This window comes from Exiguobacterium sp. J17977 (assembly GCF_018616375.1).
GTDB classification, from domain to species: Bacteria; Bacillota; Bacilli; order Exiguobacteriales; family Exiguobacteriaceae; genus Exiguobacterium; species Exiguobacterium mexicanum.
The window spans coordinates 293428-314827 of the sequence record NZ_JAEQBB010000001.1; the positions used below are offsets into that span (position 1 = coordinate 293428).

Consider the following 21400-nt stretch of genomic DNA (forward strand, 5'->3'; position numbering starts at 1 on the left):
TCATGTCCGCTCATTTATGCGGGAGTTCGGTTTTCAATTCCAGTTGGAGTATGTACGCCAATTCTTTATGGGCCAGCTCGGAGAAGTTCGTCTTTTTGACGTGTGTCCGGGGCCGTAGTCCGCATTCCAATGCGATGTCGACGATTGTCCGAATCTGATTTTCCGTATAGAAGCGCTTGCGTCCCATCGTGAACGGGGTCGGTGGCAAGACGCCGTCGGTTTCCCATTTGATCAGCTGTTGCTGGCTACGGGGAATCCCGGCGACATGAAACGCACGGCTCAGTTCTTTGAGTGGATAGACGGTCAATGGGCGTTCGTTGTACAGGAACGGCTTCGCGTTCTCAGGGCGGTAAGCATCCCAGTCAGTCGCGTAAAACGTCAGGTCGGTGTGGTCGAAGTCGAGTTGAGCGGAAGGAATAGAAGTGTTGAGTGCGAAGTCTAAGCTGTTCATCTAGAGTATCTCCTTCTTCAAGTCAAACTGGTCATTTCGAAAATGCCCTCCTACGTATAGTAACCCATTTCTAAGCAATTAACTGCCAGTTTTTTCAAAGTGGGGAAATGAATTCGTGGGACTTTAGGCGTGTTTTCGAAATTCGATTGACGACTATTAAGATACCCTAATTGGTATGGAATTTCAAGGAATAAAGCCGATTTCGACCGATGAATGCGTCTTCATTCAGAATAGGTCTATAGTCGTTACGAAAAGGTTACAAGGGAATTTGAGCAAACATTCACCAACTTCGGTTAATAGGGGCGAAGGAGGTGAGACATATGGCAGTGTATCGAGAATACGCAAGCGTCTTTTATCTCGACACGAAGCGGCTCGTTGACGGCAAGGAAAAGCGTCAGCTCGTCCGGTTCGGTCCACTCGGTGCGCGGATGGAGACCGAGGAAATCAAGCAGTTCGGTGATCTGTTGATTCCGCTTCTCGCGGTCGAATCCGCCGCATACGTCGTGTCGCGTGAATTCCACGTGACGTTCTAATTGGAGGAACCCCTGATGCGTGTACCGAAGCGTCCCGCCGGAGCCTTGTCCGATGAGCGGGTGGGCCCATGAGCTGGCCCGAACTCATCTCGAACCTCGGCTTCCCGATCGTCGTCTCGCTCTATCTGCTCCACCGGATCGAGACGCGTCTTGAGCGCATGATTCAACTGCTCGAACGTCTCGACTCGACCTATCCATCTGAATTGTAATCCATCCCCGAAAGGAGCCATCCCTCATGGCCGTATTGACTGAAAAGAAAGCCACGCTCGTCTTGACGACGCACCACGATTTGAACAGCTTGAAACCGACGAAGAAAACACAGCGCTTCGGTCCGATTCGGGCGGCGCTCACGGCTGACAATGCCGAGGCGTTCGGTCACCTCATGCTCGACTTGACCGAGCAAGAAGATTTCACCGTGTCGGTCGTTCGCGAATACGACGTCGTCTAATCACACCCACATCCAAGGAGGACTAACCCATGACTGAGACTAAAGTAGAAATCGCATTTTTGGATATGTTCAATAAAGTATCGCGCTTCCGTTTGAATAACGTGAAACAACCGGTCGATGCGTTGAAAGTGCAAGCGCTCGCCGACTTCATGGTCGCCAACGACCCGCTCGGCAAGAGCGTCGTCAAATGGACGGAGATCAAGATGATTGAAGGCACGCAGACCGTGTTGAACGTTCAATAATCCAAAAGGCATCGTCTCTTAGAAAAGAGACGGTGCTTTTTTCCTGTTATTCTTCTAAAAATCACAAATTGAAGGTATATTTAAAATATATTGAATAAAAGGCAGGTATTGTAAATGAAGAAATGGCACTATTTACTCTTATTCGTCGCACTGCTGTTCGTGATGTTCCCGGTGGGTCAAGTGAGTGCGACACCGAAGTTCGAGCTGGGCACGCTACTCGAACAAGAAGCAAAGACGATTGAAGGGTCCCCGTTCTATTTGGATTATCAAGATGGATTCACACGACTGCATGATGTAAAACGGCAAACCGTCGTTCCAATCGATTTTAATGACAATCTGACGGCGAATCGGTCGTATGATGAAGATGGGGCGTATGGAGATTTCTACACGTTCGAGCCGAGCCTAGATGGTGAAGCGTTCATGGCGACACATCATCGGACCGGGGACATGATTCATGTTAATCGTGATGGGTCGACGCGTACATTCAGCCCTCCATTCGACACAGAATCGATTCGACTCATCACGTATGATGTGAGTCGTGACATGATGATTTGGGAAAACGAGACGACAGGTCAATGGATGATGACCGATTTGAATGGTGCCACGACGTGGGTTCGCGACCGTTCGAGTTGGGAACAAATCATCTTGGCGACAAACAGTGACGAAATCGTCGTCACCAATACTAATTTGGGCGTGTTACTTCGTCTTGATGTCGCGACTGGTGAGACAATTGAGACAATCGAAATTTCGAACGATCGAGCGAAGGTATTTGTTGAACCGTTGACAGACCATCTTCTGTTGGAAGGATCGTCGGATATTCATATGTACGACATGACGAAACAGACGATTACGAAATTAAAGGTGAATGCCTATTATCTGAGGAGTTTCGAATCGCTAAATTATCACGACGGTGTTTACTACGCGATGACCAGTTCAAGTCACATGGTTACCATCGATTTGACGACGAACATCGTGCGACAGTTTGATTTAGATCCGTCAAATCGCTGGTATGAGTACGAGGCGATGCAAGAAGGATACATGATTCAAAACGGGGAGCGCCTATTCCCGATGTCACGCTTCCATCTCATCCCGGTAGGAATCTCGACATCACTGAAAGCGGTGGATGCCTCTGGTGATGCCAACTATTGGTTAGGCGAGTCGTATCAATTGATGGCGACGGTGACGACGCTAGATGAAGTCCGCCATACCATCCCTGTTTCCGACTTGGGTCCAGACGCGGAGGTGCTTTATGCGACGCGTTCATTCGATGAGGGATATATTGTTCCATCGTTCGATGAGTCATTCAGTTATGCGGTTCGATTCGGAAAACTCACAAGCAGCAGGGTCACCTTGAATCCGGTGACGAAAGTGCCGCTTCAAATCGATACGTCGTTTACCAACGGACCGGTCGGTGAGATTACAGGTACGACTTCGCCAAACATGACGGTGTATGTGACATGTGAAAACAACAAATACGCGAGCTGTGACGGATCAGTCACGGCCGATGAGACAGGACGTTTCACATTCTCACGCGGCATTCTCTGGGGAAATCAAACCATCACGGTTTGGGCGGCAGACAATGCGACGTATAACCAAGCCACAAAAGCATCGGTCAAGCAAACGTTCCAAATGAACGAACCGACCGAGACAAACATCGCCGAAGTGTTGACCGAGACGGCGATGGAAGGTGTGACGATTCGTACGAAACCAAATGTCCGAGTCGAAGTGCGTCAATTATTCTCACCGACAAACTTTGAAGTTCGTGAAGTCCAGGCGGACGCGACGGGAGTCGCGAAGCTGACCGAATACAATCGGGACAAGCCGATGTATTATCGTGTCATCTATCGCATTCTCGACACGAACAGTCCATACGCGAACCTATACGTCTCAAAAGACTATCCAATCCCTGACGTCACGTGGACAAAACCACCGAAAACAGGTGACACGACGCTCACAATTCATAACGGGACGCTTGCGCCAATGGTCGCGGTATACCGGAACGGGAGAGTGGAGACATCGAAACGACTCGTGCTCGGGACGAACGTCATCACGTTGAAAGAACCGCTCTGGGAAGGACAGACGATTCGGATGGTCGCCAGTTTCCGTCCGGAACTTAGTAAAACGTTCGAACAAATCGTGACGAGTGACATGCCGAAGACACACAGCATCAAAGATGTGCTCGTCACATCCTCCACTTCGACGTTTACGGTGTTGAAAGATGCGAAAGCTTACGTCCATTTTTACGTGAATGGACGTCAGTTGCCGCATACGGAAGTCGGGAAAGACCGCTACCGGATCTCGGTGAAACCTGGCATGCCGGTCGTCGTCGAGTCGTCAATCGGGTCGAAGAAGAAGCGGACGACGTACAAAATCCCGACAGCTTCGCTGACGTCGTTCGCCCCGTCTGACGAAGTGAGCACGTGGAGTGGGAAGACATTGCCGAACGCAACGGTCACCGTCAAGGCCGGGACGAAAGTGATTGGCCGCACGACGGTGAACTCGACCGGCAGCTATCAAGTGAAGTTCACCCGTCAGCGTGCGGGTACGAAGCTTGTGTTCGAGGCGAAAGTCGGAGTGGCCCGTGACGCGAAGAGCGCCACCGTCAAAGCAGGGGTCCGCCCGACGGTGAGCACCGGCACGATTCGCTCGACGACGAAATCGATCGCCGTTCGCACGAACGTCCCGTACGGTACGGTGACGATTTATAATGGTAAGACGCTCGTCGCGAAGAAGACGATCACATCGACTTCGACGAACGTGTCCATCAAACCGCAAAAACGGGGCTCGAAGTTGACGATTACAGTCGTGACGCCGGCCAACCGAAGCGGCCAGACCGTTAAGACCGTTTTATGATGTAGTGGGAAGGTGACTGATTTTTCAGTCATCTTTTTTTATTTTGGTCAATCCCCTTTAGATTCCTCGACGTCAAGACGATATAGGAAGAAACGTTGCATGCGAGAGGGGAATATACATATGTCAGTGAAACAGAAGTGGACAGCGTTGCGGAACCGTTTGAACGTCCGGCGCTTTCAATGGAAACCGAAACGACGAAAGCCGAGCACGCGTGAAGGAAAACGAATGACCGGGAAGAACCTGACCATCCGTCAAAAGTTATGGGGACTCGTCATTCTCGCGCTCCTCATGGTCGCAGGTGTCGGCGGCTACTCGCTCTTGTCGCTCGCTGATGCGAACCGTCAAGGCGATGACATCGTCAACAACTGGAACAAAGGGCTCGACTACGCCCACGAGCTGAACACGCTCGCGGCGAACTATCGCGCGCTTGAGCTCGAGCATATCGTGACGGACGACGCGGCCGCGAAAGAAGAATTGATGACCGCGATGAAAGAGATTCGGACGCGCATCAATGAGATTGCCCCGAAATATGAACAGACGGCGACAGGCGCAACGGACAAGGAGCTGTTCGCCAATTTCAGCAAGCAGTGGGAGATGTATCAGCGCGTGTCGGACAACATGCTCATCTTCAGCACGTCCGGCAACAACGGCATGGCCCGCTCGTATTATGACGCCCAGTCCCAATCGACATACGATAACTTCACACAGCGCCTGACCGAGCTCGTCGACTATAACTCGGAAGGCTCGCAACGTGTCGGCGCCGACATGGAACGTGAGTTTCAACAGTCGCTCATCGCATTGCTCGCCGTGACAATCGGTGCGGTCGCACTGTTATTGTTCCTCGGATTGAGCCTATTGCGCTCCATCATCAAACCGATGCGAGTGTTACAAGAGAAATTCGACGAGTTGGCTTCACAGGGCGGTGACTTGACGATGGCTATCCCGGTCACGTCGAACGACGAGATTGCGCAAGTGAGCCGCTCATTCAACACGTTCCTTGCGACGCTTCGCGACATCATGATCGACGTCGACAAGACGGCAAAAGTCGTCCTCGTCTCGTCAAAAGAAGTGGCGACGGAAGTGACCGAACTGAGTCGTTATATGGAAGAGACGTCAGGCACGGTCGAGGAGCTGACGGCCGGTATGGAAGAAACGGCCGCCTCGTCACAAGAGATGAGCGCCTCGACGACCGAGATGGGAAGTTCCATCGATTCCATCGTCGATTTGTCGAACGACAGCGCGACGACAGCGGGCGACGTCGAACGTCGCGCCCACGCGATGCGTGAACAAGCCGTCGCATCGAAGACGGAAGCGAACGCCATCATTGAGCAAAAACGCATCGAACTTGACGAGGCCATCAAAGGGGCGCAGTCGGTCGAAGAAATCCGTGTCTTGACGAAAGCCATCTTGACGATCGCCGACCAGACGAACTTGCTCGCCTTGAACGCATCGATTGAAGCGGCCCGGGCCGGAGATGCCGGTCGTGGCTTCGCCGTCGTCGCCTCGGAGATTCGTAAGCTGGCCGAGAATTCGCGCCAGACGGTGAACGAGATTCAAGCGGTGTCCACGACGGTCATCGATTCCGTCGCCCGGCTCAATACGAGTTCGGCCGATATGCTGACGTTCCTTGACACGAAAGTGCTCGCCGATTACGACCGGCTCGAGGAATCGGCCACGCAATACGAGTCGGATGCGAACGTATTCGGACAGACGGCAGAGACGTTCGAGACGAACGCGCTCCAACTCCGTCATATGACCGACAGCATTCTCCACGTCATCCAAGAAGTCGCGACGACCGTGACCGAAGGGGCGGACGGGACGCAGTCGATCTCGGAGAAGGTCCAGCTTTCCGTCGAGCGGTTCAACGATGTGCAGACGCGGATGCAGGAGACGGAACAGCGTGCGGTCGAACTGTCGAATCGCGTGTCACAATTTAAATTGCATTGAATTGATGAAGCGGCTGGCCATCTTTGGATGTGCCAGTCGTTTTAGGTTGGTGATTGATTTCGATTGAGCGAGGTATATATATACATAGTGTGAAATCGTTTTGGCCTTTTTTGCTTAAGGAGGAACAAGACATGTCTCGAAAAAACTCAATCATCTTAGCAGCGGTCGTGTTTATGGTGATGGGTGTCGTGATGGCCGTTTCGGCGTTCGGGTTCCAGCTTTATTATGGAAATCCGGAACTGTTGCGCATCGCTATTTTCGGTGAAGTGTTGACGGCTGTTTTCATCGTCTTTTGGATTCGCAGGAAAGGGTCGTTCGCGAGCGTGGGATTCTCAACGTTAAAAGTACGTGGCCTCGTATGGCTTGTCCCCATCTTTTTAGTCGTCCTCTATCAGTTCGGGATGATTGTCACTGAATTTATATCGCGATTTGATCAATTATCGGGCTCGACCATTCAATTGTTGGCCATTATTTTCGTGACGACATTGTTCGTCGGATTCAATGAAGAAGTGACGTTCCGCGGCGTCTTGTTGCGCATGTTGAAACCGGATGTTCACCCATATCGTGCGATTGTGATTAGCGCTCTCTTGTTCTCCTCATTCCATCTTCTCAATCTCATCGCGTTCATTCCTCCGGGGGCGATGCTCTTCCAACTTGGGAATACGTTTTTGTTCGGATTATTTTTTGCTCTCGTTGCATTGAAGCTGAACAATTTGTGGCCGCTCATTATCTTTCATGCGCTCTGGGATTTTAGCAGCATCGCAGGCGACGTATTAGCTGTCAATTTGACGATTCCTACCGTGATCACACAAGTCTTTGTGATCGTTGCGATTGTTGTGCAATTGGTGCTGTTGAGACGACATGATTTATCTCATTTGAAACCGACGCCACTAACATCGGCTAAAATATGAACGTGTTTTCTAGACCGTTGCCCACAGCTGCGGTCTATTTTTGTGGCAAAACGAGGGACAGGAAACTAGGAAATGAGGTCAATGTTCAAATAAATGTGCCAGAAGGTTGGAAAACCGTTTGCGCTATCCGATAAAACCCATGTAGTTCCAAAAAAAGAGAGATAGAGGTGGGAGAGGACGCGTTCCTCGAAGGATTATGAAACGATTCAATCAACTGTCATTGACTCAAAAATTGTTTAGCGGCATCGGCTTGATTTTGCTGTTCGTCACGATCGGCATGGGTTATAACCTATGGACGCTGCAAAATATGACGAGCCAATACGAAGACATGATTTCGCATGATGTCATGAAGATGAAAGCGGCCGACGACTTGTCACTCGGCATGACGCGTCAAGCGTACGGTGTACGTGGTTATATTCTCGTCCAAAATGACGAACGACGTGCCCAAATCGAACGCGGCGCCAAAGAAAAGAAAGAAGCGCTCGAACAATTACTCGCGCTATCGAAGACGGAAGCCGAGACGAAAGAACTCGAGAGCATGCTGTCTTACGCCAACGGCTATGATGATTTGGCGCAAGAAGTCATCGTCGCGGCCGACAATCAAGACCAGGACAACATCGATCGATTGACGCTCCGCCTCATGCCAGATGTGACAGCATCGATTTCGGAGACGGGTGAACGGTTGCAAGCCGAGACCGAAGCGACGATTGTCGAGAAACAACAAGAGCTCGAGCGACTTGGCGGACAGGCGTTCCTTTACTCGACAGGGATTGCCCTCCTCATCTTGCTGCTCACGCTCGGGGCCGGATATATGCTCCAGCGCATGGTGACGGTACCGCTCCGTCAACTATCGAACGAGGTCGGCATCGTCGCTGACGGCGATTTGACGCGCGCCGACCTTCAAGCGCTCACACGCGATGAAATCGGTGAGCTCATGATTGGCTTCAACCAGATGAAAGGCAACCTTCGCGAACTCATCGACGAAGTGAGCCGAAACGCCCAAGAGATCACGGCCCAGTCGGAAGAACTGTACGCGAGCACGGAAGAGATGTCTTCGCAGACAGAAGAGACGACGCGGATGATTGAACAAGTCGTCGGCGAAACAATCAACCAGGCAGCGGCGGCCTCGAAGAGCGGGCAAGCGGTCGCAGCGGCCGATGAGGGCGTCGAGCGAATCGCCACATCAATCGGGACAATCAGTCAAGACGTCCAGACGAGTCTGAAGCTCGCCGAACGCGGCGAACAGACGATTCAACAAGCGAAACAAGAAGTGCTCGCGCTCGAATCGGAGACGGTCACGACCGGACAATCGATTACAGCGTTGAAACAACAGTCGGATGAGATCGCCCTCATCACCGAGGTCATCCAATCGATCACCGACCAGACGAACCTGCTCGCCTTAAACGCGGCCATCGAAGCGGCCCGCGCCGGGGAGCAAGGAAAAGGGTTCGCCGTCGTCGCCGAGGAAGTGCGGAAGCTCGCGGAACAGTCGAAACAATCGGCGTCCCAAATTGCGGGCTTAATCGAATCGATTCAAGTCCAGTCGAACGCGGTGCTCGAGCGTCACGCCATCAGCGCCCGCCGCGTCGAGACGAACACGGCGCTGCTCGAAGAAGCAACGACGTCGTTCCAACAGATCGTCGGGCAATTGCACGCCTCGGTCGAGAATACGGAACAGATTCGTGTTGCCTCGAGCGAGATTGCGATCACGACGAAACAAGTAGCGACAGCGGCGATTCATATGGCGAGTGACAGTGAAGGCACGGCCGAGACGATGCGCAGCGTCGGCGAGACGGCCGACGCCCAGCTCGCGATGATTCAAGAGTTGAACGGCGTCGCCGAGTCGCTCGGCAATATGACCGGTGACTTGCAGACGCTCATCGGACGTTTCCAAACATGAGACGGACCGTCCTTTCCTGTTTTAGGGAAAGGACGGTTTTTGCGTGTTGTCAGGATTGACGAGAGGGTGTTACGGGAATTGCGGGAGAGAGACAACATCTCGACTAACGTGAAAAGGGGACACATTATGAAATATACCGTCATCACAGGAGCAAGTTCAGGAATTGGATACGAGGCAGCGAAATTGCTCGCCAAGCAAGGGAGGTCACTCGTACTCGTGGCACGCCGCCACGACGAGCTTGAGAAGTTGCGGAGCGAAATCAAGGCGATTGCACCGAAGAGCGATGTCATCATCAAGGCGAAAGACTTGTCATACAGCGAGAACGTGTACGGGCTGTATGAGTCGCTCGCCGATCTCGACATCGAGACGTGGATCAACAACGCCGGGTTCGGGGACTCGAATTTCGTGAAGGACGTCGAGGTCGGGAAAATCGAGAACATGATTCGCTTGAACGTGGAGGCGTTGACGGTGCTGTCGAGCCTGTACGTCCGCGACTATCATAACGTCGAAGGGGCGACGCTGTTGAACGTTGCATCGGTCGTCGGCTATCACATCGCCAAAAAAGGCGTAACGTATAGCGCGACCAAATTCTTCGTCAGCGCGTATACGGAAGGGCTTGCTCGTGAACTGATGAACGATGGGGACAAACTGCGGGCGAAAGTGCTCGCGCCGGCTGCGACGGAGACGGGCTTTGCGAACCGTGCCCGCGAAGAGGACGACTTCGACTATAGCCAAAACGTCGAGAAGTATCATACGGCCGAAGAGATGGCCGGGTTCTTAGTGCAACTGCTCGAGAGCGATCAAGTCGTCGGCATCGTCAACCACGAGGATTACTCGTTCGAGTTGCGCGGACCGATTCATCCGTATATGTGATCAAGTCAAACAAGAAAACAAACAGGGGTCCCGTCACCGACATGTGGTGGCAGGACCCCTGTTCAGATTTAATTAAGATGAACGCATCGAATCCCCGTAGCCCCCGGTCAAGCGGTGCGTGAGCCGGTGATACCAATAGCGGAGGCGCAAGCGATATACATACAGTTTAGACGTGTTCGGCAAGACGACGTTGTCGATATAATCGGCGAACATGGCGCGGAACATCTGGTCCTCGCTGTCGTCATACGTCGCGCTCCACATGCCGTGCTCTTCGACCTCGAGCAACATCGCAATCGTCTCATCGTCGAGCTGTTGATTGTCTTCCGGCAAGCGTTTGACGAGCATCTCGACCCGATGGCTGCAAATTGATGCATATAGCGAATGGGCGCGCGGGTTGCGCGGGTTGGCGTTCAAGTACCCGATGGCCACCTTGAGCAGCTCATCGTTCATCTCGAGCGGAATCTCATCGTACACTTGGAAGAACTCGAGTAGCATCGGCACGGTCTCTTCGTTGAATCCGGCGAGTCGGACGTAATGCATCAAATGGAGACCGGCCTCCCCGTGAAATTTACGGTTGAAGTAATGGACAGCGATGGCACGCTGGACCATCGGCACGTTCGGATAGCGTTCGACGGCACGGAGGAAATGTTGCTCGGCCTCGAACAAGAAATTCGTATCGTCGCTCAAAATCCCGTGGAGGCAATGAATCATGTAATGGTCGCCTTTCGCACTCGCGGCTTCGAGCACGTCACGCGCCCGGCCGAACTCGCCTTCGCGGATGAGCGGATAGGCCCGCATCGCCGTGAAGAACGGGTCGTCCGGGAAGTTCGTCTCACCGCGGACGACGAGCGACTCGATCGCTTCCGCGTTATAGTCTTCAATCATTTCTTCAAGGAGCATCATCTCGAGGAAGGTGCGTTGAAAGTCTGGATGGTGTAAATCGATGGTGTGTTTCATGGAGGTCCCTCCCGGCGTAAATGAGTGTGGCTTCATTATACCGAGCAATCGGACGTACGAGTAGAGTTATTTCAAAAAATGGGAAAAGAAAAGAGAAGGATTTCCGAGGAAATGGAGGGATGGAGATGGTCACGTTCACGGGCTATATCGTCGAACTCGAGCCGACACGAATCCGGGTTGCACCGAACGTGGATGCCGAGCCGTTCGATGGGATTGTGTTTCATTGGGAAGGCGTTTTGCGAGAGGACGAGACGCCGCTTGCCGTCGGACAATACGTCCGCGTCGAACACGATGAGAAGATGACCCGCTCGCTGCCACCCCAGGCGACGGCGCATCGGGTCGATGTGCTATGATGAGACCGAGGTGAACGAAATGGGACAGTCGAATTTCTTATGGATGGGTGTCGTCATCGCCATCAGTGCGCTGATCGTCTGGTTGTTGCAAGACGTGATGCCGTTTTGGATGTTATCCATCATCCTGCTCCTATTCGGGGCGGCGGTCGGCAACTTGCAGCGACGCACGCGAAAAGACACGTAAAAAGCACGTCATCATTCCGATGGCGTGCTTTCTTCGTCTTCAGCCGGCTCGTCCTTAGCTTCTTCGGTCGCGTCATCGGCGACCGGTTTCTCTTTGGCGGCGGTCGGTGTCTCTTTCTTATCAGGTTTGGCGGTGTCTTTCGGCTTGTCTTGTTTCTTGACCGGTGCCGTCGCCTCCGCTTCTTTTTCCTGAGTGGCCGGTTGTTCCGGCTCGACCGGTTCGGCCGGTTCGGTCACGGGGACATCTGGTTCGGTCGGTTGCTCCGTGACGGGAGGCGCCTCAGGTTCTTCAGCCGGTTGTTCTGGTTCGGCCGGCGGCGCTTCCTCGACCGGCGGCGCTTCCTCGACCGGTGCCGGTTCTTCCACTGGCGGCTCGGTCGGTGCCGGTGTTTCTGGTGCTGGCTCGGCTTCCGGAGCTGGAGCTGGTTCCGGTTCAGGTGCCGGAGCGGGTTCGACCGGATCTTCACGTTTCGGGACCGGTGTGATTGGTGCGACCGGTGCAAGTTCAGCGGCCGGGGTACTCCGCTTTGTCGTCGGTGGTGGGGCCGGTGTGTCCGACTCGAGGAACGACAGCACGTCTTGTTCGAACAAGGCGACTGGGAGTGTCTTCGTCACCAAGTGAAGACCGAGCACGCGCCAATTGGCCGTGACGATCGGGCTGCCGATGGCGCGGTTCGGTAAATCGAATTCGCGGCGATAGCTATCTTCTTCGAACGTGAGCGTGCCTTCAATCTGTTCGTTCGGTGCGAGTGTCAATACCGATTCGTCTGGTCCGACAATCGCATGACTGAACGAGAACGGGGTCGCTTTCACTTTTTCGATGCGGATGACGGCGATGGCGTCGGTCCGACCGATGACGGTTCCGTTCACCGCCTTATCACCGTGTTTCATCGTGACACGCGTGATGCCGGCGACGTTATGGGCCGCCGTCAACACGTCTTGTGGGCTAATCAAAAACCCGGTACCTGTGCCGACGGTATACAGGCTATCTTGCAACGTCTCGAGGTCGACGGTGGTGGCACCATCGGCTGAGACCGTGTCTTCCGTGATGTTCAAATCGACTTTGTCGGCGAGCGAATCACTCGAGCGCGGGCTGTCGGTAAGATAGGCGTTCGTTAAAAACGAGACGAATGCGATGAGTGCGATAACGATAGGGACAGCAAGCCATTTCAAGCGGCGTGGGCGATGGCCACACGTCGGACAAACAGTTGTTTTTGAGCGGGTCTTCGCTCCGCAGCGTGGACAAGTCACGGGATGACACCTTCCTTCTTTACACATAGATGATATGCCTATTCCTCATATGAAGCAGGGGTAAACAAATATTTATTGGGGGCATATACATTTATAAGGAAATGGACTGACTTTTTCTAAAACGGGAATGGGTTAAAGTAACGTTTCAGAAAGGGGAAACCGACATGCAGCCCTTTTGGACGACCCGTGCCTTCCGTAATGGGATTTGGGTGTTGCTCATCTTGACGATCGTGTTCATGGCGAAGCAAGTCGAGTTCTTGTTTTATCCGATCGGCATCTTTTTCGCCACCGTCCTGACCCCGTTTTTGTTCGCCGGCATCTTATTTTATTTGACGGTCGGTCTTGTCGATTGGTTGGAAGGGAAGTTCAAGCGCCGGTCGCTCGCGATTTTAACGATTTTGTTGCTGTTGCTCCTATTGAGTGTCCTGTTCGTCCTGACGCTCGGTCCGCTCATCACACGACAACTGCTCGCCTTGCTCGATACGTTCCCGCGCTTTGCCGAAGAGAGTTATCGTCAATTCTTGTTATTGTACGCGCGCCTCGAGGAGTATAGCTGGTTCCGTGAGTACGCCGAACAGAACGCGACGTCCGTCGAGACGTGGGTCCGTCAATTGGCCGATGCGCTCGGTGTCGTCATCGGCTCGGTCGCCGGTTCGCTCGGCCGTCTGCTTGCCCTCATCATTTCAGGGCTGTTCACGTTGTTCATCGCCTTATTCTTATACGTCTTCATGTTGATTGACGGCGGCAAGCTCGCGAGTGCAATCGTCCGCTGGATTCCGCCGACGTATGAACAGGACGCCCGTCACATCCTGCACGATATGCACGAGACGATTAAGCGCTACGTCCGCGCCCAGCTCATCGTCTGTACGTTCGTCGGTTTCTTCGCCACGCTTGCTCTTTGGTTGCTCGACGTCCCATTCTTCCTGCCGCTCGGTCTGTTCATCTTCGCAACGAATATCATCCCGTATTTCGGTCCGTTTCTCGGGGCCGCACCCGCCGTCTTGATTGCGTTCATCGATGAACCGGTCAAAGCCATCTACGTCATCATCGCCATCACCATCGTCCAACAACTTGACGCCAACGTCATCTCACCGCTCGTCCAAGGCAAATCACTCCGTGTCCATCCCATCACCATCACGCTCGTCCTGCTCGTGGCGGGGCGTCTCGCCGGTATCGTCGGTATGTTGCTCGCCGTCCCGTTCTACGCCGTCCTCAAAGTCACGTTCCTTAATCTCCAAAAACTATATGCGCTCCGCAAACAGTCGAAGTTCTCTGATGAAAGGGGCCGTTGACCATGTCAACACGAATCGTCGATACATTCGCTGCCTTGGTTCAAGTGGACTCAGAATCATATGCCGAAGGTCCATTTCTTGAGTATGTGAAAGGGAGGTTACTCGCCCTCGGCCTGACGCTCGAGGAAGACGATTCGAAGTCGTCGACAGGTCTCGGTTCGAATAACTTGATTGCCCGGCTCGCCGGGGATCCGTCCATCGAACCGTTGTTTTTATCGGCCCACATCGACACCGTCGCACCAGGAAAAGGGATTGTGCCCGTAATCCGAGATGGCATCATTTATTCACAAGGAGAGACGATTCTCGCGGCTGACGATAAGGCGGGGATTGCCATCATGATTGAGGTCATTGAACGGCTGAGCGAAATGAAAGTCCGACACGGGCCGATTGAACTCGTGTTGACGCCGGGCGAAGAAGTCGGTTTGCTCGGGGCGAAAGCGCTCGACCTCTCGTCGCTCCGAGCGAAACATGGGCTCATCCTCGATAACGGAGGACCGGTCGGCGGGATCATCTTAAGTTCTCCGAGCATGTTCAGTCTCACCATCGATATCCATGGGAAGGCTGCTCACGCCGGACTCGAGCCGGAGAAAGGCATTTCGGCACTCGTTATCGCGGCCGAGGCGATCAGCCAGATGAAACTCGGACGGATCAATGTTGAAACGACAGCAAACATCGGGAAGATTTCCGGCGGGACCGGCAGCAACGTCGTCATGGGTCACGTCACACTCATCGGCGAGGCGAGATCGCTCAACCACGATGCCTGTGTCGAGCAGGTAAATCATATGGTGGAGACGTTTGAGCGAGCAGCCGAAAACCACGGCGGCACGGTCGATATCGAGCGCAAACAGATGATTCGAAGTTATCACTTTTCCGAAGACGAGCCGTTCGTGCGCCAAGTAGCGCATGCGTTGCAACGTGAAGTGTTCCCGGTGCGTTACGAGCATAGTGGCGGCGGAAGTGATGCCAACGTGTTCAATGAGTATGGCAAGGTCGGACTGAACGTGTCGATTGGGTATGAGGCCATCCATACGGTCGACGAAGCGATACCAATCGAAGAACTCGAGAACAGTGTCCGGTTCGTGCTCCGGTTGATTGAGACGATGGCATCGTTTCGGCCTTAACGGAAGGGAAGGGGTTGTCGTGCGCAAACGACTACAAGACGTCGCTATCATTTTGCTGTCCATCACCGTCCTCGGATTGGCCATCAATTTATTTCTAGGTCCGCATGACATCGCGGCCGGCGGTGTGACCGGTATCGGGATTTTGTTAGAAGATGTCCTTGGCATCGACCGCTCGCTCGTCGTGTTCGTCTTGAATGGGGTTATGCTCGTCTTGACGTTCATCTTTCTCGGGAAAAGTGTCTTCTTCAACACATTGCTCGGGAGCCTGTTCTTGCCGCTCGTTCTTGCCGTCGTTCCGAAATACATGGTGACGTCGGACCGCTTTTTCTCGGTCGTGTTTGGCAGTATCTTGTTCGCCGTCGCCGTGGCCATGCTGTATCGAATCGGCGCCTCAAGTGGCGGGACGACGATTCCGCCCCTCATTCTGCATAAGTACACGGGACTGAACACGGCCATCGGCTTCTTTTTGACCGATGCGCTCATCGTCTTCTCGAGCCTGTTCGTCTTCGGGGTCGAATCGTTCTTATTTGCCATCGCCTCGATCATCTTGACGTCCGCCGTCATGGCGTATATCGAGCTCGGGCTCGACCGGAAGAAGGCGATTTTCATTATGAGTGAGTCGCATCTCGATGATATCAAGCAGGCGTTGTACCGGGACGTCGACCGAGGTATTACCGTGTTCGACGTGAGAGGAGGGTTTCAAGGAGAAAATCGAGAGATGTTGATGATTGTATTGACCCGGAATGAATATCAGACGGCACTCAAAACCATCAATGCCATCGATCAGCGTTCGTTCATGATTGTCTACAATGTCGCTGATGTTCACGGTCTCGGCTTCAGTTATCAACCGCGTGTCTAACTTCTGAAAGGGGAGCCCCTCATGAACTCCTTACTCGCCTTCACGATCGTCATGCTCATCTGGACGATTAGTGACTACGTCTCAAAGAAAACGAAAGCGCTCCTGTCGTCTCTATTCGTTGCCTCGGTCATTTTTCTCATCGGGTTTAAGTCAGGCTTGTTCCCGGAAGACTTACTGCCTTCATCTTCTTTACTCACGCTCGGTCAAACGGTCGTCGGTCTCGTCATCGTCCACCTCGGGACGTTAATCAGTCTCGATGAGTTCAAACGGCAATGGAAGACGTTCGTCATCGGGGTGTCCGCTGTCCTTGGGATTGCCGCTTTCCTATATGGCATCGGCCAGTTTTTTCTCGACACGAATTATGTGCTCAGTGCGATTGCAGCCATCAGCGGTGGGACGATTTCCATCATCCTCGTCCAAGACGCGGCCGTCAATGCCGGTCTCGTCTCGGTCGCCGTCTTTCCGGTGTTGATTGCGGCGACGCAAGGGTTGATCGGGTTCCCGCTCACATCGATCATCTTACGGAAAGAAGCACGACGCATCCGGACGGCGCATCGCGACGGTACGCTCGCCACACCGAAAGAACATGCGGTCGTCCATGACGAGACGGACGATTCGATTTTACCAGCCGCGTTCCACACGACGGCGGGGACGCTGTTCGTCATGGGGGTCGTCGTCCTCATCTCGACCGTCTTGAGCGGATGGACGAACGGCTACTTGAACACATTCGTCATCGCCTTGATTCTCGGGATCGTGTTGCGCCGTTTCAAGATTTTGAAAGCGAACGCGTTGAACGGGATTGATGCTTATGGTCTCATCATGATTGCGATTCTTCTCATCATCTTCGGTCCGCTCGCGACGCTATCTCCGAGCGCCTTGTTCGATTTGATTGTACCGATCACCATCTCGTTCGTCCTCGGTGTGTCCGGACTTCTCTTGTTCGCACTGATTGTCGGACGCTTCCTCGGCTACTCGAAAGAGATGTCGATGGCGATTGGGTTGACGGCACTCTATGGATTCCCGGGAACGCTTATCTTGAGCGAGGAGGCGGCGAAGAGTATCGGGGAGACGGAAGAGGAGGTGCATATCATCGAGGATGAGATATTACCGAAAATGATTGTCGCCGGTTTCTCGACGGTGACAATCACATCCGTGTTTATCACGGGGATACTTGCTGCGTTCATCTATTAAGGAGGAAACGACATGGCATTATCAACTGAACTCGGGACAATCAAGCAACTTCACAATGCGGAGGCGGGGGTGCTCAGTCTGTACTTGAGCACGAAACCGAGTGAGCGTGACAAATGGGAGATTCATTTGAAGAACGAGTTGCGCCGGCTCGAGCAAGAAATCAAGAGCGAAGACGAGACGAAACTGCAAGCGTTCAAACAGCTCCGGGACCGGGCCGAGCGAGAGATTCGGAGCAACGAACATAAGCTGTTGCGTAGCATCGTGTTATTCGCGGAAGGGAATGACGGCTTGTTCGAACTGCATTTCCTACAGCTCGATGTCGACAACGAGTTCCATTACGGCGACAAACCAAATTTAGATCAAATCGAGAAGCTCGACGCCGAGTTCCCGAACACGGGCATCTTGCTCGCCCAACTCGACAGTATCACGGCGTATGACACACGACTTGGTGAAATCGAGGATATTGTCGTGTTCGACCTTGATCTCGATACCGACCAATGGAGACGGTATCAAGGGCGTGGGAAAGGCGGGGAAGCCGCTTCGAGTAGCCAAACCGATCAATTCGACAGCCGGAAAGAAAATCAAGTCCGGCAATTTTATCGGGACGTCGCCGAAGAGATTCGTAAACTGCATAAGCATCACAAGTGGAGTGAGATCGTCATCATCGGACAGGACCGGAGCGCCAACTTGTTGAAAGATGAACTCGGACTCGAGGTCGAGCGGGTCGTGAACCGGAACTTGGGACATGCTGAGGAAGAAGAAGTATTGCGGCGGGCGTTTGAAGCATGATTAAAGCGAGCGACACGTGTCGCTCGCTTTTCATTCGGCCCAACGGTTGTCTTGCGTGAACGAAATCGTCAGCCATTTCTCATACGGCAAGAACGCGAGCGCGTCCTCGATCTTCTGACGGATGCGGTCCTGCTCGGCAATCTTGTCATACCGGTAGTCCTTTGGGACGACGAGGTCAATCTCGATGAAGAGCATGTTGCCCGACTTGGTCGTGCGGACATACGTTTTCAACACATCATAGTGGTGGGCGACTTGAAGGATGGTAAGCGTGATTTGTTTGCTGTACGGCGTCTCCGTATTCATCCCAATCAACTCTTTAATGGCGGTCCACATCTCGATGAGCGGCGTCTTGACGAGCCAGAGTGTGATGATAATTAGCATGACCGGGTCGACGTACGGAGAGATGGCGTCGAACGACAGCCAGACGAGAACTTGGGCAATCAAATAGCCGATGAGAGCCCCGCCGGTCAAGATGAAGCTGAGCCGCCATTGAACGATTTCAGCACTGACGAGACCCGAGCTCGCCTTCATCTGGAACGTGCGCAAGTAGCGGAAGATGCCGTACGTCAACGCGGCGCTGATCGCCAAATACACGAGAGCCCCGCCGAGGACGAGTTCATTGCCGCCGGCACGGACGTCGTCGATGGCCCCGAGGAAGGCGTCAACGATGACGTACAAGAGGACGCCGTACTGGAATAGGATGATGAGCGGTTCAATCAAACTTTTGCCGAATGGGAACCGCTTATCGGTCGTCAACATATAGACACCTGCCCGAAGCGAAATCCAACTCATGATGACACTCAAAAACGAGTAAATCCCATCGAAGAGAATGAAAGCGGAAGATAGCCAATAGCCGACGAGAATGCCGGCGATAGCGAAGACGAATGAGCAAACGACAGAGACGCGCAGGACGTAACGCTCGAGCTGAGGGTCTTTCGGCATAGGGGAGGCCTCCCTTGAATCAGATGAATGATGGCATATACCTCTATTTTCCCACTTGTGGACAATCATATGTTTCGAACATACGGTGTCGACAGAAAACACGCCTGACCTCATGGGAGGACAGGCGTGTATGAATTAAAGTGACTTGTAGCCGAGGAAGTGAGGCCGCCACTGCGGGTCATGAATCGAGTTGATTTGGAGCATCTCGCCCCCTGCATGAATGAACGTCTCTTTGTCGAGCATGATACCGATGTGAGACGGACCGTTGCGATACGTCCCATGGAAGAAGATGATATCGCCTCGTTTTCCAGTCGAAATGTTTGTCCGGCGGTTCTTGAAATGGTTGCTTTGCCAATAACCGCTCACGTTCGTTCGGCCACCGACCTTTCCGGCTTGATTCGTCGCATAATGGATGAGTCCGGAACAGTCAAATCCGCCATTGAGCGGAGACTGTGAGCCCCATGTGTACGGCGTCCCGAGATGTTTCGCGGCAGCAGCAATCATGCGTTCGGCCTGCGTATTGCCGCGTGACGTGAGTAACGGATCCGATTTTACGCGGATGTCTTGCTTTTTCACGTAAATCGGTCGCCAACTGTCTTGAATCAAATACGAATCACCATGCAGAGAACGTGGATAGACGCGACGATTTGTATCGAGATAGCCGATCGGTTTTGTATCATACGGATTCGCATAGAACGGTGTCTGTTTGACCGTATAGTAATGAGCTTTGACCGAAACCGCCGTTTTTCCTACGGCTTTCGGTTTCGTCGTCGCAATGTAAGGGTTCAAGACATATACTTTCTTGCCGGATGCGAGCCGGACTTGCCAAAAGTCGTCATCAATCGAACGAATCCCGACGAGCTTTGCGCCGCGCGCTAACTGGCCGGCTGGGCGCGTATAGGCGATATCACTCGAGAAGTATGGCGTCCCGCTAAGTTGTGTATAAAAGACGGTGCCGGCTTTCGGTTTTGGGAGCGGCTTATTCAGACTCAAGTAAGATGAAGCGACGAAGTAATACTTCGTCCCAATCTTGACCCGTGTATAATGTCCACTCGTGCCGTACGTCTCAATCAAGCGACCACGGTTAAATTGAGCCATCTGCTTCGAGAAGGTAGATGTGGTTTGATACACTTCCACCTCATCAAATTTGACATAACGCTTGCCCGTCGCGTCATAAAGCGGGGGTTTTGTTGTGCTCGTCAGGCTGGTGGCGACAAAGCGATACTGCCCGCCAGTGTAGACGCGCGTGTACTTGCCGTATGTCCCGTAAATGTTGACGAACGCCCCACGCTTCAGCGTCCCGACTTGTTTGAACGACTCGTTGTAGAGGGGAGCGGCTTTCGTGATATAGCGCTGCCCGGTCTTTAAAGGGGCTGGTTTGGTCGTGCTCGTATGGCTCGTTTGAATGAATCGGTACTGGCCACCCGTGAAGACACGTGAGCGGTTCCCGACTTCTCCGTACATGCTAATTCGTTGGCCACGTTTGACGGTCCCGACAATCGTGTTTTCACTCGCATCCGCGTAAAGCGGTGTATCTTTCGTGATGTATCGTTCAACTGTCTTGATTGGGCGACTGAGTGTCGCGCTCATCGCTACATACTCATAAGTGTCTCCTGAACGAACCCGGTAATAGCCGTTCTTTGTCTGCCCGAATACGGTGATGGTCTGACCGAGTTGAACGTTACTGACGACTGGACCGATACGTGGTGTGGCGTAAACATTCGCCTTCGCTTTGACATACCGGGTCTCCCCGGCAAGGACAGGGGCATTATCAGCGAGTGCGGTACGCTTGATGAACTGTGGCGTCTCTCCGACGATGCGAAGGAGGGCAGCCTGATCGCCTAAATCGTAAACGCTCACGGTCACACCATATGACAAAAACTCGACCGCGTTCCCTGCTTCATTAAGCAGGTACGTTTCAGCGATGACGGTTTTCATGACCGGTTCGACGAGGGCCTCGTTCGAGACGTACCCGGTTTGTTCACCTGCCGATACGTGGGCATGGGTATCGGACCGATTGAGGACGGTGACGGCCGTCCCTTTCGATAACACGGTCAAGCTATCGCTGTCTTCCATCGACACGAGGAGTGGTGTGTCGGCTTTAATCAAACGTGTGGTCGCTTCTGCAGAGACGGAAGCCACCAATAAAAAACTGAATAAGACAAGCAAACTGAATAAGCGTTTATACATATGTAGCACCTCAGGTCTATAGTTTCATCTGTTATTATATCGACTTGAAAAAGGAAAATGTTAGAAAATGAGGTGGAATGTTGTATCTTCTCTTCGATTTGGCATGCTAGAATA

21 protein-coding genes are annotated in these 21400 nt (G+C 53.0%); 16 read left to right on the forward strand and 5 right to left on the reverse strand.

From position 1 onward, the window contains the following. Window positions 1-10: 10 nt before the first annotated feature. Complete coding sequence (locus KNO58_RS01455) at window positions 11-451, reverse strand: MerR family transcriptional regulator (RefSeq protein WP_214751439.1); 441 nt, start codon at window positions 449-451, stop codon at window positions 11-13. A 320-nt stretch (window positions 452-771) separates the two neighbouring features. Between KNO58_RS01455 and KNO58_RS01460 the strand changes: the two genes are divergently transcribed. The 9 genes from KNO58_RS01460 (at window position 772) to KNO58_RS01500 (ending at window position 10158) form a co-directional block, all read left to right on the forward strand. Then, on the forward strand, window positions 772-984 hold the full coding sequence (locus KNO58_RS01460) for a hypothetical protein (RefSeq protein ID WP_029594867.1): 213 nt from the start codon (window positions 772-774) through the stop codon (window positions 982-984). Between the two features lie 68 nt (window positions 985-1052). Next, window positions 1053-1193, forward strand: coding sequence for a YvrJ family protein (locus KNO58_RS01465; RefSeq protein WP_021066374.1), 141 nt, complete (start codon window positions 1053-1055; stop codon window positions 1191-1193). A gap of 26 nt (window positions 1194-1219) precedes the next feature. Beyond that, a complete protein-coding gene (locus KNO58_RS01470; RefSeq protein ID WP_021066375.1) occupies window positions 1220-1432 on the forward strand; it encodes a hypothetical protein in 213 nt (70 codons plus the stop codon). A 29-nt stretch (window positions 1433-1461) separates the two neighbouring features. Further along, window positions 1462-1674 (forward strand): DUF2922 domain-containing protein, encoded by a 213-nt coding sequence (locus KNO58_RS01475; RefSeq protein ID WP_021066376.1) that lies wholly within the window; start codon window positions 1462-1464, stop codon window positions 1672-1674. A 114-nt stretch (window positions 1675-1788) separates the two neighbouring features. Further along, window positions 1789-4527: an Ig-like domain-containing protein gene (locus tag KNO58_RS01480; RefSeq protein WP_214751442.1), complete on the forward strand. Its 2739-nt coding sequence runs from the start codon at window positions 1789-1791 to the stop codon at window positions 4525-4527. 120 nt (window positions 4528-4647) lie between these two features. Next, window positions 4648-6474, forward strand: a complete 1827-nt coding sequence (locus KNO58_RS01485) for a methyl-accepting chemotaxis protein (protein ID WP_214751444.1) — start codon at window positions 4648-4650, stop codon at window positions 6472-6474. A 131-nt stretch (window positions 6475-6605) separates the two neighbouring features. Next, window positions 6606-7385: a CPBP family intramembrane glutamic endopeptidase gene (locus KNO58_RS01490; protein ID WP_214751447.1), complete on the forward strand. Its 780-nt coding sequence runs from the start codon at window positions 6606-6608 to the stop codon at window positions 7383-7385. Between the two features lie 196 nt (window positions 7386-7581). Further along, window positions 7582-9285, forward strand: coding sequence for a methyl-accepting chemotaxis protein (locus KNO58_RS01495; RefSeq protein ID WP_214751450.1), 1704 nt, complete (start codon window positions 7582-7584; stop codon window positions 9283-9285). Window positions 9286-9411: 126 nt separating this feature from the next. Then, the gene (locus tag KNO58_RS01500; RefSeq protein ID WP_214751454.1) at window positions 9412-10158 is read left to right on the forward strand and encodes an SDR family NAD(P)-dependent oxidoreductase; all 747 of its coding nucleotides are present in this window, start codon (window positions 9412-9414) and stop codon (window positions 10156-10158) included. 72 nt (window positions 10159-10230) lie between these two features. Here the strand turns inward: KNO58_RS01500 and KNO58_RS01505 are convergent, their stop codons facing one another. After that, window positions 10231-11115: a tetratricopeptide repeat protein gene (locus KNO58_RS01505; RefSeq protein WP_251026012.1), complete on the reverse strand. Its 885-nt coding sequence runs from the start codon at window positions 11113-11115 to the stop codon at window positions 10231-10233. 125 nt (window positions 11116-11240) lie between these two features. Here KNO58_RS01505 and KNO58_RS01510 point away from each other — a divergent pair, with 125 nt between their 5' ends. Together KNO58_RS01510 and KNO58_RS01515 are read left to right on the forward strand one after the other, a co-directional pair. Continuing rightward, window positions 11241-11468: a DUF3221 domain-containing protein gene (locus KNO58_RS01510; protein ID WP_214751456.1), complete on the forward strand. Its 228-nt coding sequence runs from the start codon at window positions 11241-11243 to the stop codon at window positions 11466-11468. Between the two features lie 19 nt (window positions 11469-11487). Continuing rightward, window positions 11488-11652 (forward strand): hypothetical protein, encoded by a 165-nt coding sequence (locus KNO58_RS01515; protein WP_214718166.1) that lies wholly within the window; start codon window positions 11488-11490, stop codon window positions 11650-11652. Window positions 11653-11663: 11 nt separating this feature from the next. Here the strand turns inward: KNO58_RS01515 and KNO58_RS01520 are convergent, their stop codons facing one another. Then, the gene (locus tag KNO58_RS01520) at window positions 11664-12902 is read right to left on the reverse strand and encodes a hypothetical protein (RefSeq protein ID WP_214751460.1); all 1239 of its coding nucleotides are present in this window, start codon (window positions 12900-12902) and stop codon (window positions 11664-11666) included. Between the two features lie 164 nt (window positions 12903-13066). Between KNO58_RS01520 and KNO58_RS01525 the strand changes: the two genes are divergently transcribed. The 5 genes from KNO58_RS01525 to KNO58_RS01545 are packed head-to-tail and all read left to right on the forward strand — an operon-like array spanning window position 13067 to window position 18154. Continuing rightward, window positions 13067-14194, forward strand: a complete 1128-nt coding sequence (locus KNO58_RS01525; protein WP_214751463.1) for an AI-2E family transporter — start codon at window positions 13067-13069, stop codon at window positions 14192-14194. 2 nt (window positions 14195-14196) lie between these two features. Then, window positions 14197-15315 (forward strand): M20/M25/M40 family metallo-hydrolase, encoded by a 1119-nt coding sequence (locus tag KNO58_RS01530; RefSeq protein WP_214751465.1) that lies wholly within the window; start codon window positions 14197-14199, stop codon window positions 15313-15315. A gap of 19 nt (window positions 15316-15334) precedes the next feature. Then, the gene (locus tag KNO58_RS01535) at window positions 15335-16174 is read left to right on the forward strand and encodes a YitT family protein (RefSeq protein WP_214751467.1); all 840 of its coding nucleotides are present in this window, start codon (window positions 15335-15337) and stop codon (window positions 16172-16174) included. A 21-nt stretch (window positions 16175-16195) separates the two neighbouring features. Continuing rightward, entirely contained in the window at window positions 16196-17365 is a 1170-nt protein-coding gene (locus tag KNO58_RS01540; RefSeq protein WP_214751469.1) for a hypothetical protein, read from the forward strand. Window positions 17366-17377: 12 nt separating this feature from the next. After that, window positions 17378-18154 (forward strand): VLRF1 family aeRF1-type release factor, encoded by a 777-nt coding sequence (locus tag KNO58_RS01545; protein WP_214751471.1) that lies wholly within the window; start codon window positions 17378-17380, stop codon window positions 18152-18154. A 30-nt stretch (window positions 18155-18184) separates the two neighbouring features. Here KNO58_RS01545 and KNO58_RS01550 read toward each other — a convergent pair whose 3' ends face one another. Next, the gene (locus KNO58_RS01550) at window positions 18185-19096 is read right to left on the reverse strand and encodes a cation diffusion facilitator family transporter (protein WP_214751474.1); all 912 of its coding nucleotides are present in this window, start codon (window positions 19094-19096) and stop codon (window positions 18185-18187) included. A 135-nt stretch (window positions 19097-19231) separates the two neighbouring features. Then, window positions 19232-21286 carry an SH3 domain-containing C40 family peptidase gene (locus KNO58_RS01555; protein WP_214751477.1) on the reverse strand — a complete coding sequence of 685 codons (2055 nt, stop codon included), beginning with the start codon at window positions 21284-21286 and terminating at the stop codon, window positions 19232-19234. Between the last annotated feature and the right edge of the window lie 114 nt (window positions 21287-21400).

What these genes read in the sequence shown, in the direction of transcription:
- KNO58_RS01455 (WP_214751439.1), bottom strand. Translation starts at nt 451, where the DNA reads ATGAACAGCTTAGACTTCGCACTCAACACTTCTATTCCTTCCGCTCAA.
- KNO58_RS01460 (WP_029594867.1), top strand. Translation starts at nt 772, where the DNA reads ATGGCAGTGTATCGAGAATACGCAAGCGTCTTTTATCTCGACACGAAG.
- KNO58_RS01465 (WP_021066374.1), top strand. Translation starts at nt 1,053, where the DNA reads ATGAGCTGGCCCGAACTCATCTCGAACCTCGGCTTCCCGATCGTCGTC.
- KNO58_RS01470 (WP_021066375.1), top strand. Translation starts at nt 1,220, where the DNA reads ATGGCCGTATTGACTGAAAAGAAAGCCACGCTCGTCTTGACGACGCAC.
- KNO58_RS01475 (WP_021066376.1), top strand. Translation starts at nt 1,462, where the DNA reads ATGACTGAGACTAAAGTAGAAATCGCATTTTTGGATATGTTCAATAAA.
- KNO58_RS01480 (WP_214751442.1), top strand. Translation starts at nt 1,789, where the DNA reads ATGAAGAAATGGCACTATTTACTCTTATTCGTCGCACTGCTGTTCGTG.
- KNO58_RS01485 (WP_214751444.1), top strand. Translation starts at nt 4,648, where the DNA reads ATGTCAGTGAAACAGAAGTGGACAGCGTTGCGGAACCGTTTGAACGTC.
- KNO58_RS01490 (WP_214751447.1), top strand. Translation starts at nt 6,606, where the DNA reads ATGTCTCGAAAAAACTCAATCATCTTAGCAGCGGTCGTGTTTATGGTG.
- KNO58_RS01495 (WP_214751450.1), top strand. Translation starts at nt 7,582, where the DNA reads ATGAAACGATTCAATCAACTGTCATTGACTCAAAAATTGTTTAGCGGC.
- KNO58_RS01500 (WP_214751454.1), top strand. Translation starts at nt 9,412, where the DNA reads ATGAAATATACCGTCATCACAGGAGCAAGTTCAGGAATTGGATACGAG.
- KNO58_RS01505 (WP_251026012.1), bottom strand. Translation starts at nt 11,115, where the DNA reads ATGAAACACACCATCGATTTACACCATCCAGACTTTCAACGCACCTTC.
- KNO58_RS01510 (WP_214751456.1), top strand. Translation starts at nt 11,241, where the DNA reads ATGGTCACGTTCACGGGCTATATCGTCGAACTCGAGCCGACACGAATC.
- KNO58_RS01515 (WP_214718166.1), top strand. Translation starts at nt 11,488, where the DNA reads ATGGGACAGTCGAATTTCTTATGGATGGGTGTCGTCATCGCCATCAGT.
- KNO58_RS01525 (WP_214751463.1), top strand. Translation starts at nt 13,067, where the DNA reads ATGCAGCCCTTTTGGACGACCCGTGCCTTCCGTAATGGGATTTGGGTG.
- KNO58_RS01530 (WP_214751465.1), top strand. Translation starts at nt 14,197, where the DNA reads ATGTCAACACGAATCGTCGATACATTCGCTGCCTTGGTTCAAGTGGAC.
- KNO58_RS01540 (WP_214751469.1), top strand. Translation starts at nt 16,196, where the DNA reads ATGAACTCCTTACTCGCCTTCACGATCGTCATGCTCATCTGGACGATT.
- KNO58_RS01545 (WP_214751471.1), top strand. Translation starts at nt 17,378, where the DNA reads ATGGCATTATCAACTGAACTCGGGACAATCAAGCAACTTCACAATGCG.
- KNO58_RS01550 (WP_214751474.1), bottom strand. Translation starts at nt 19,096, where the DNA reads ATGCCGAAAGACCCTCAGCTCGAGCGTTACGTCCTGCGCGTCTCTGTC.
- KNO58_RS01555 (WP_214751477.1), bottom strand. Translation starts at nt 21,286, where the DNA reads ATGTATAAACGCTTATTCAGTTTGCTTGTCTTATTCAGTTTTTTATTG.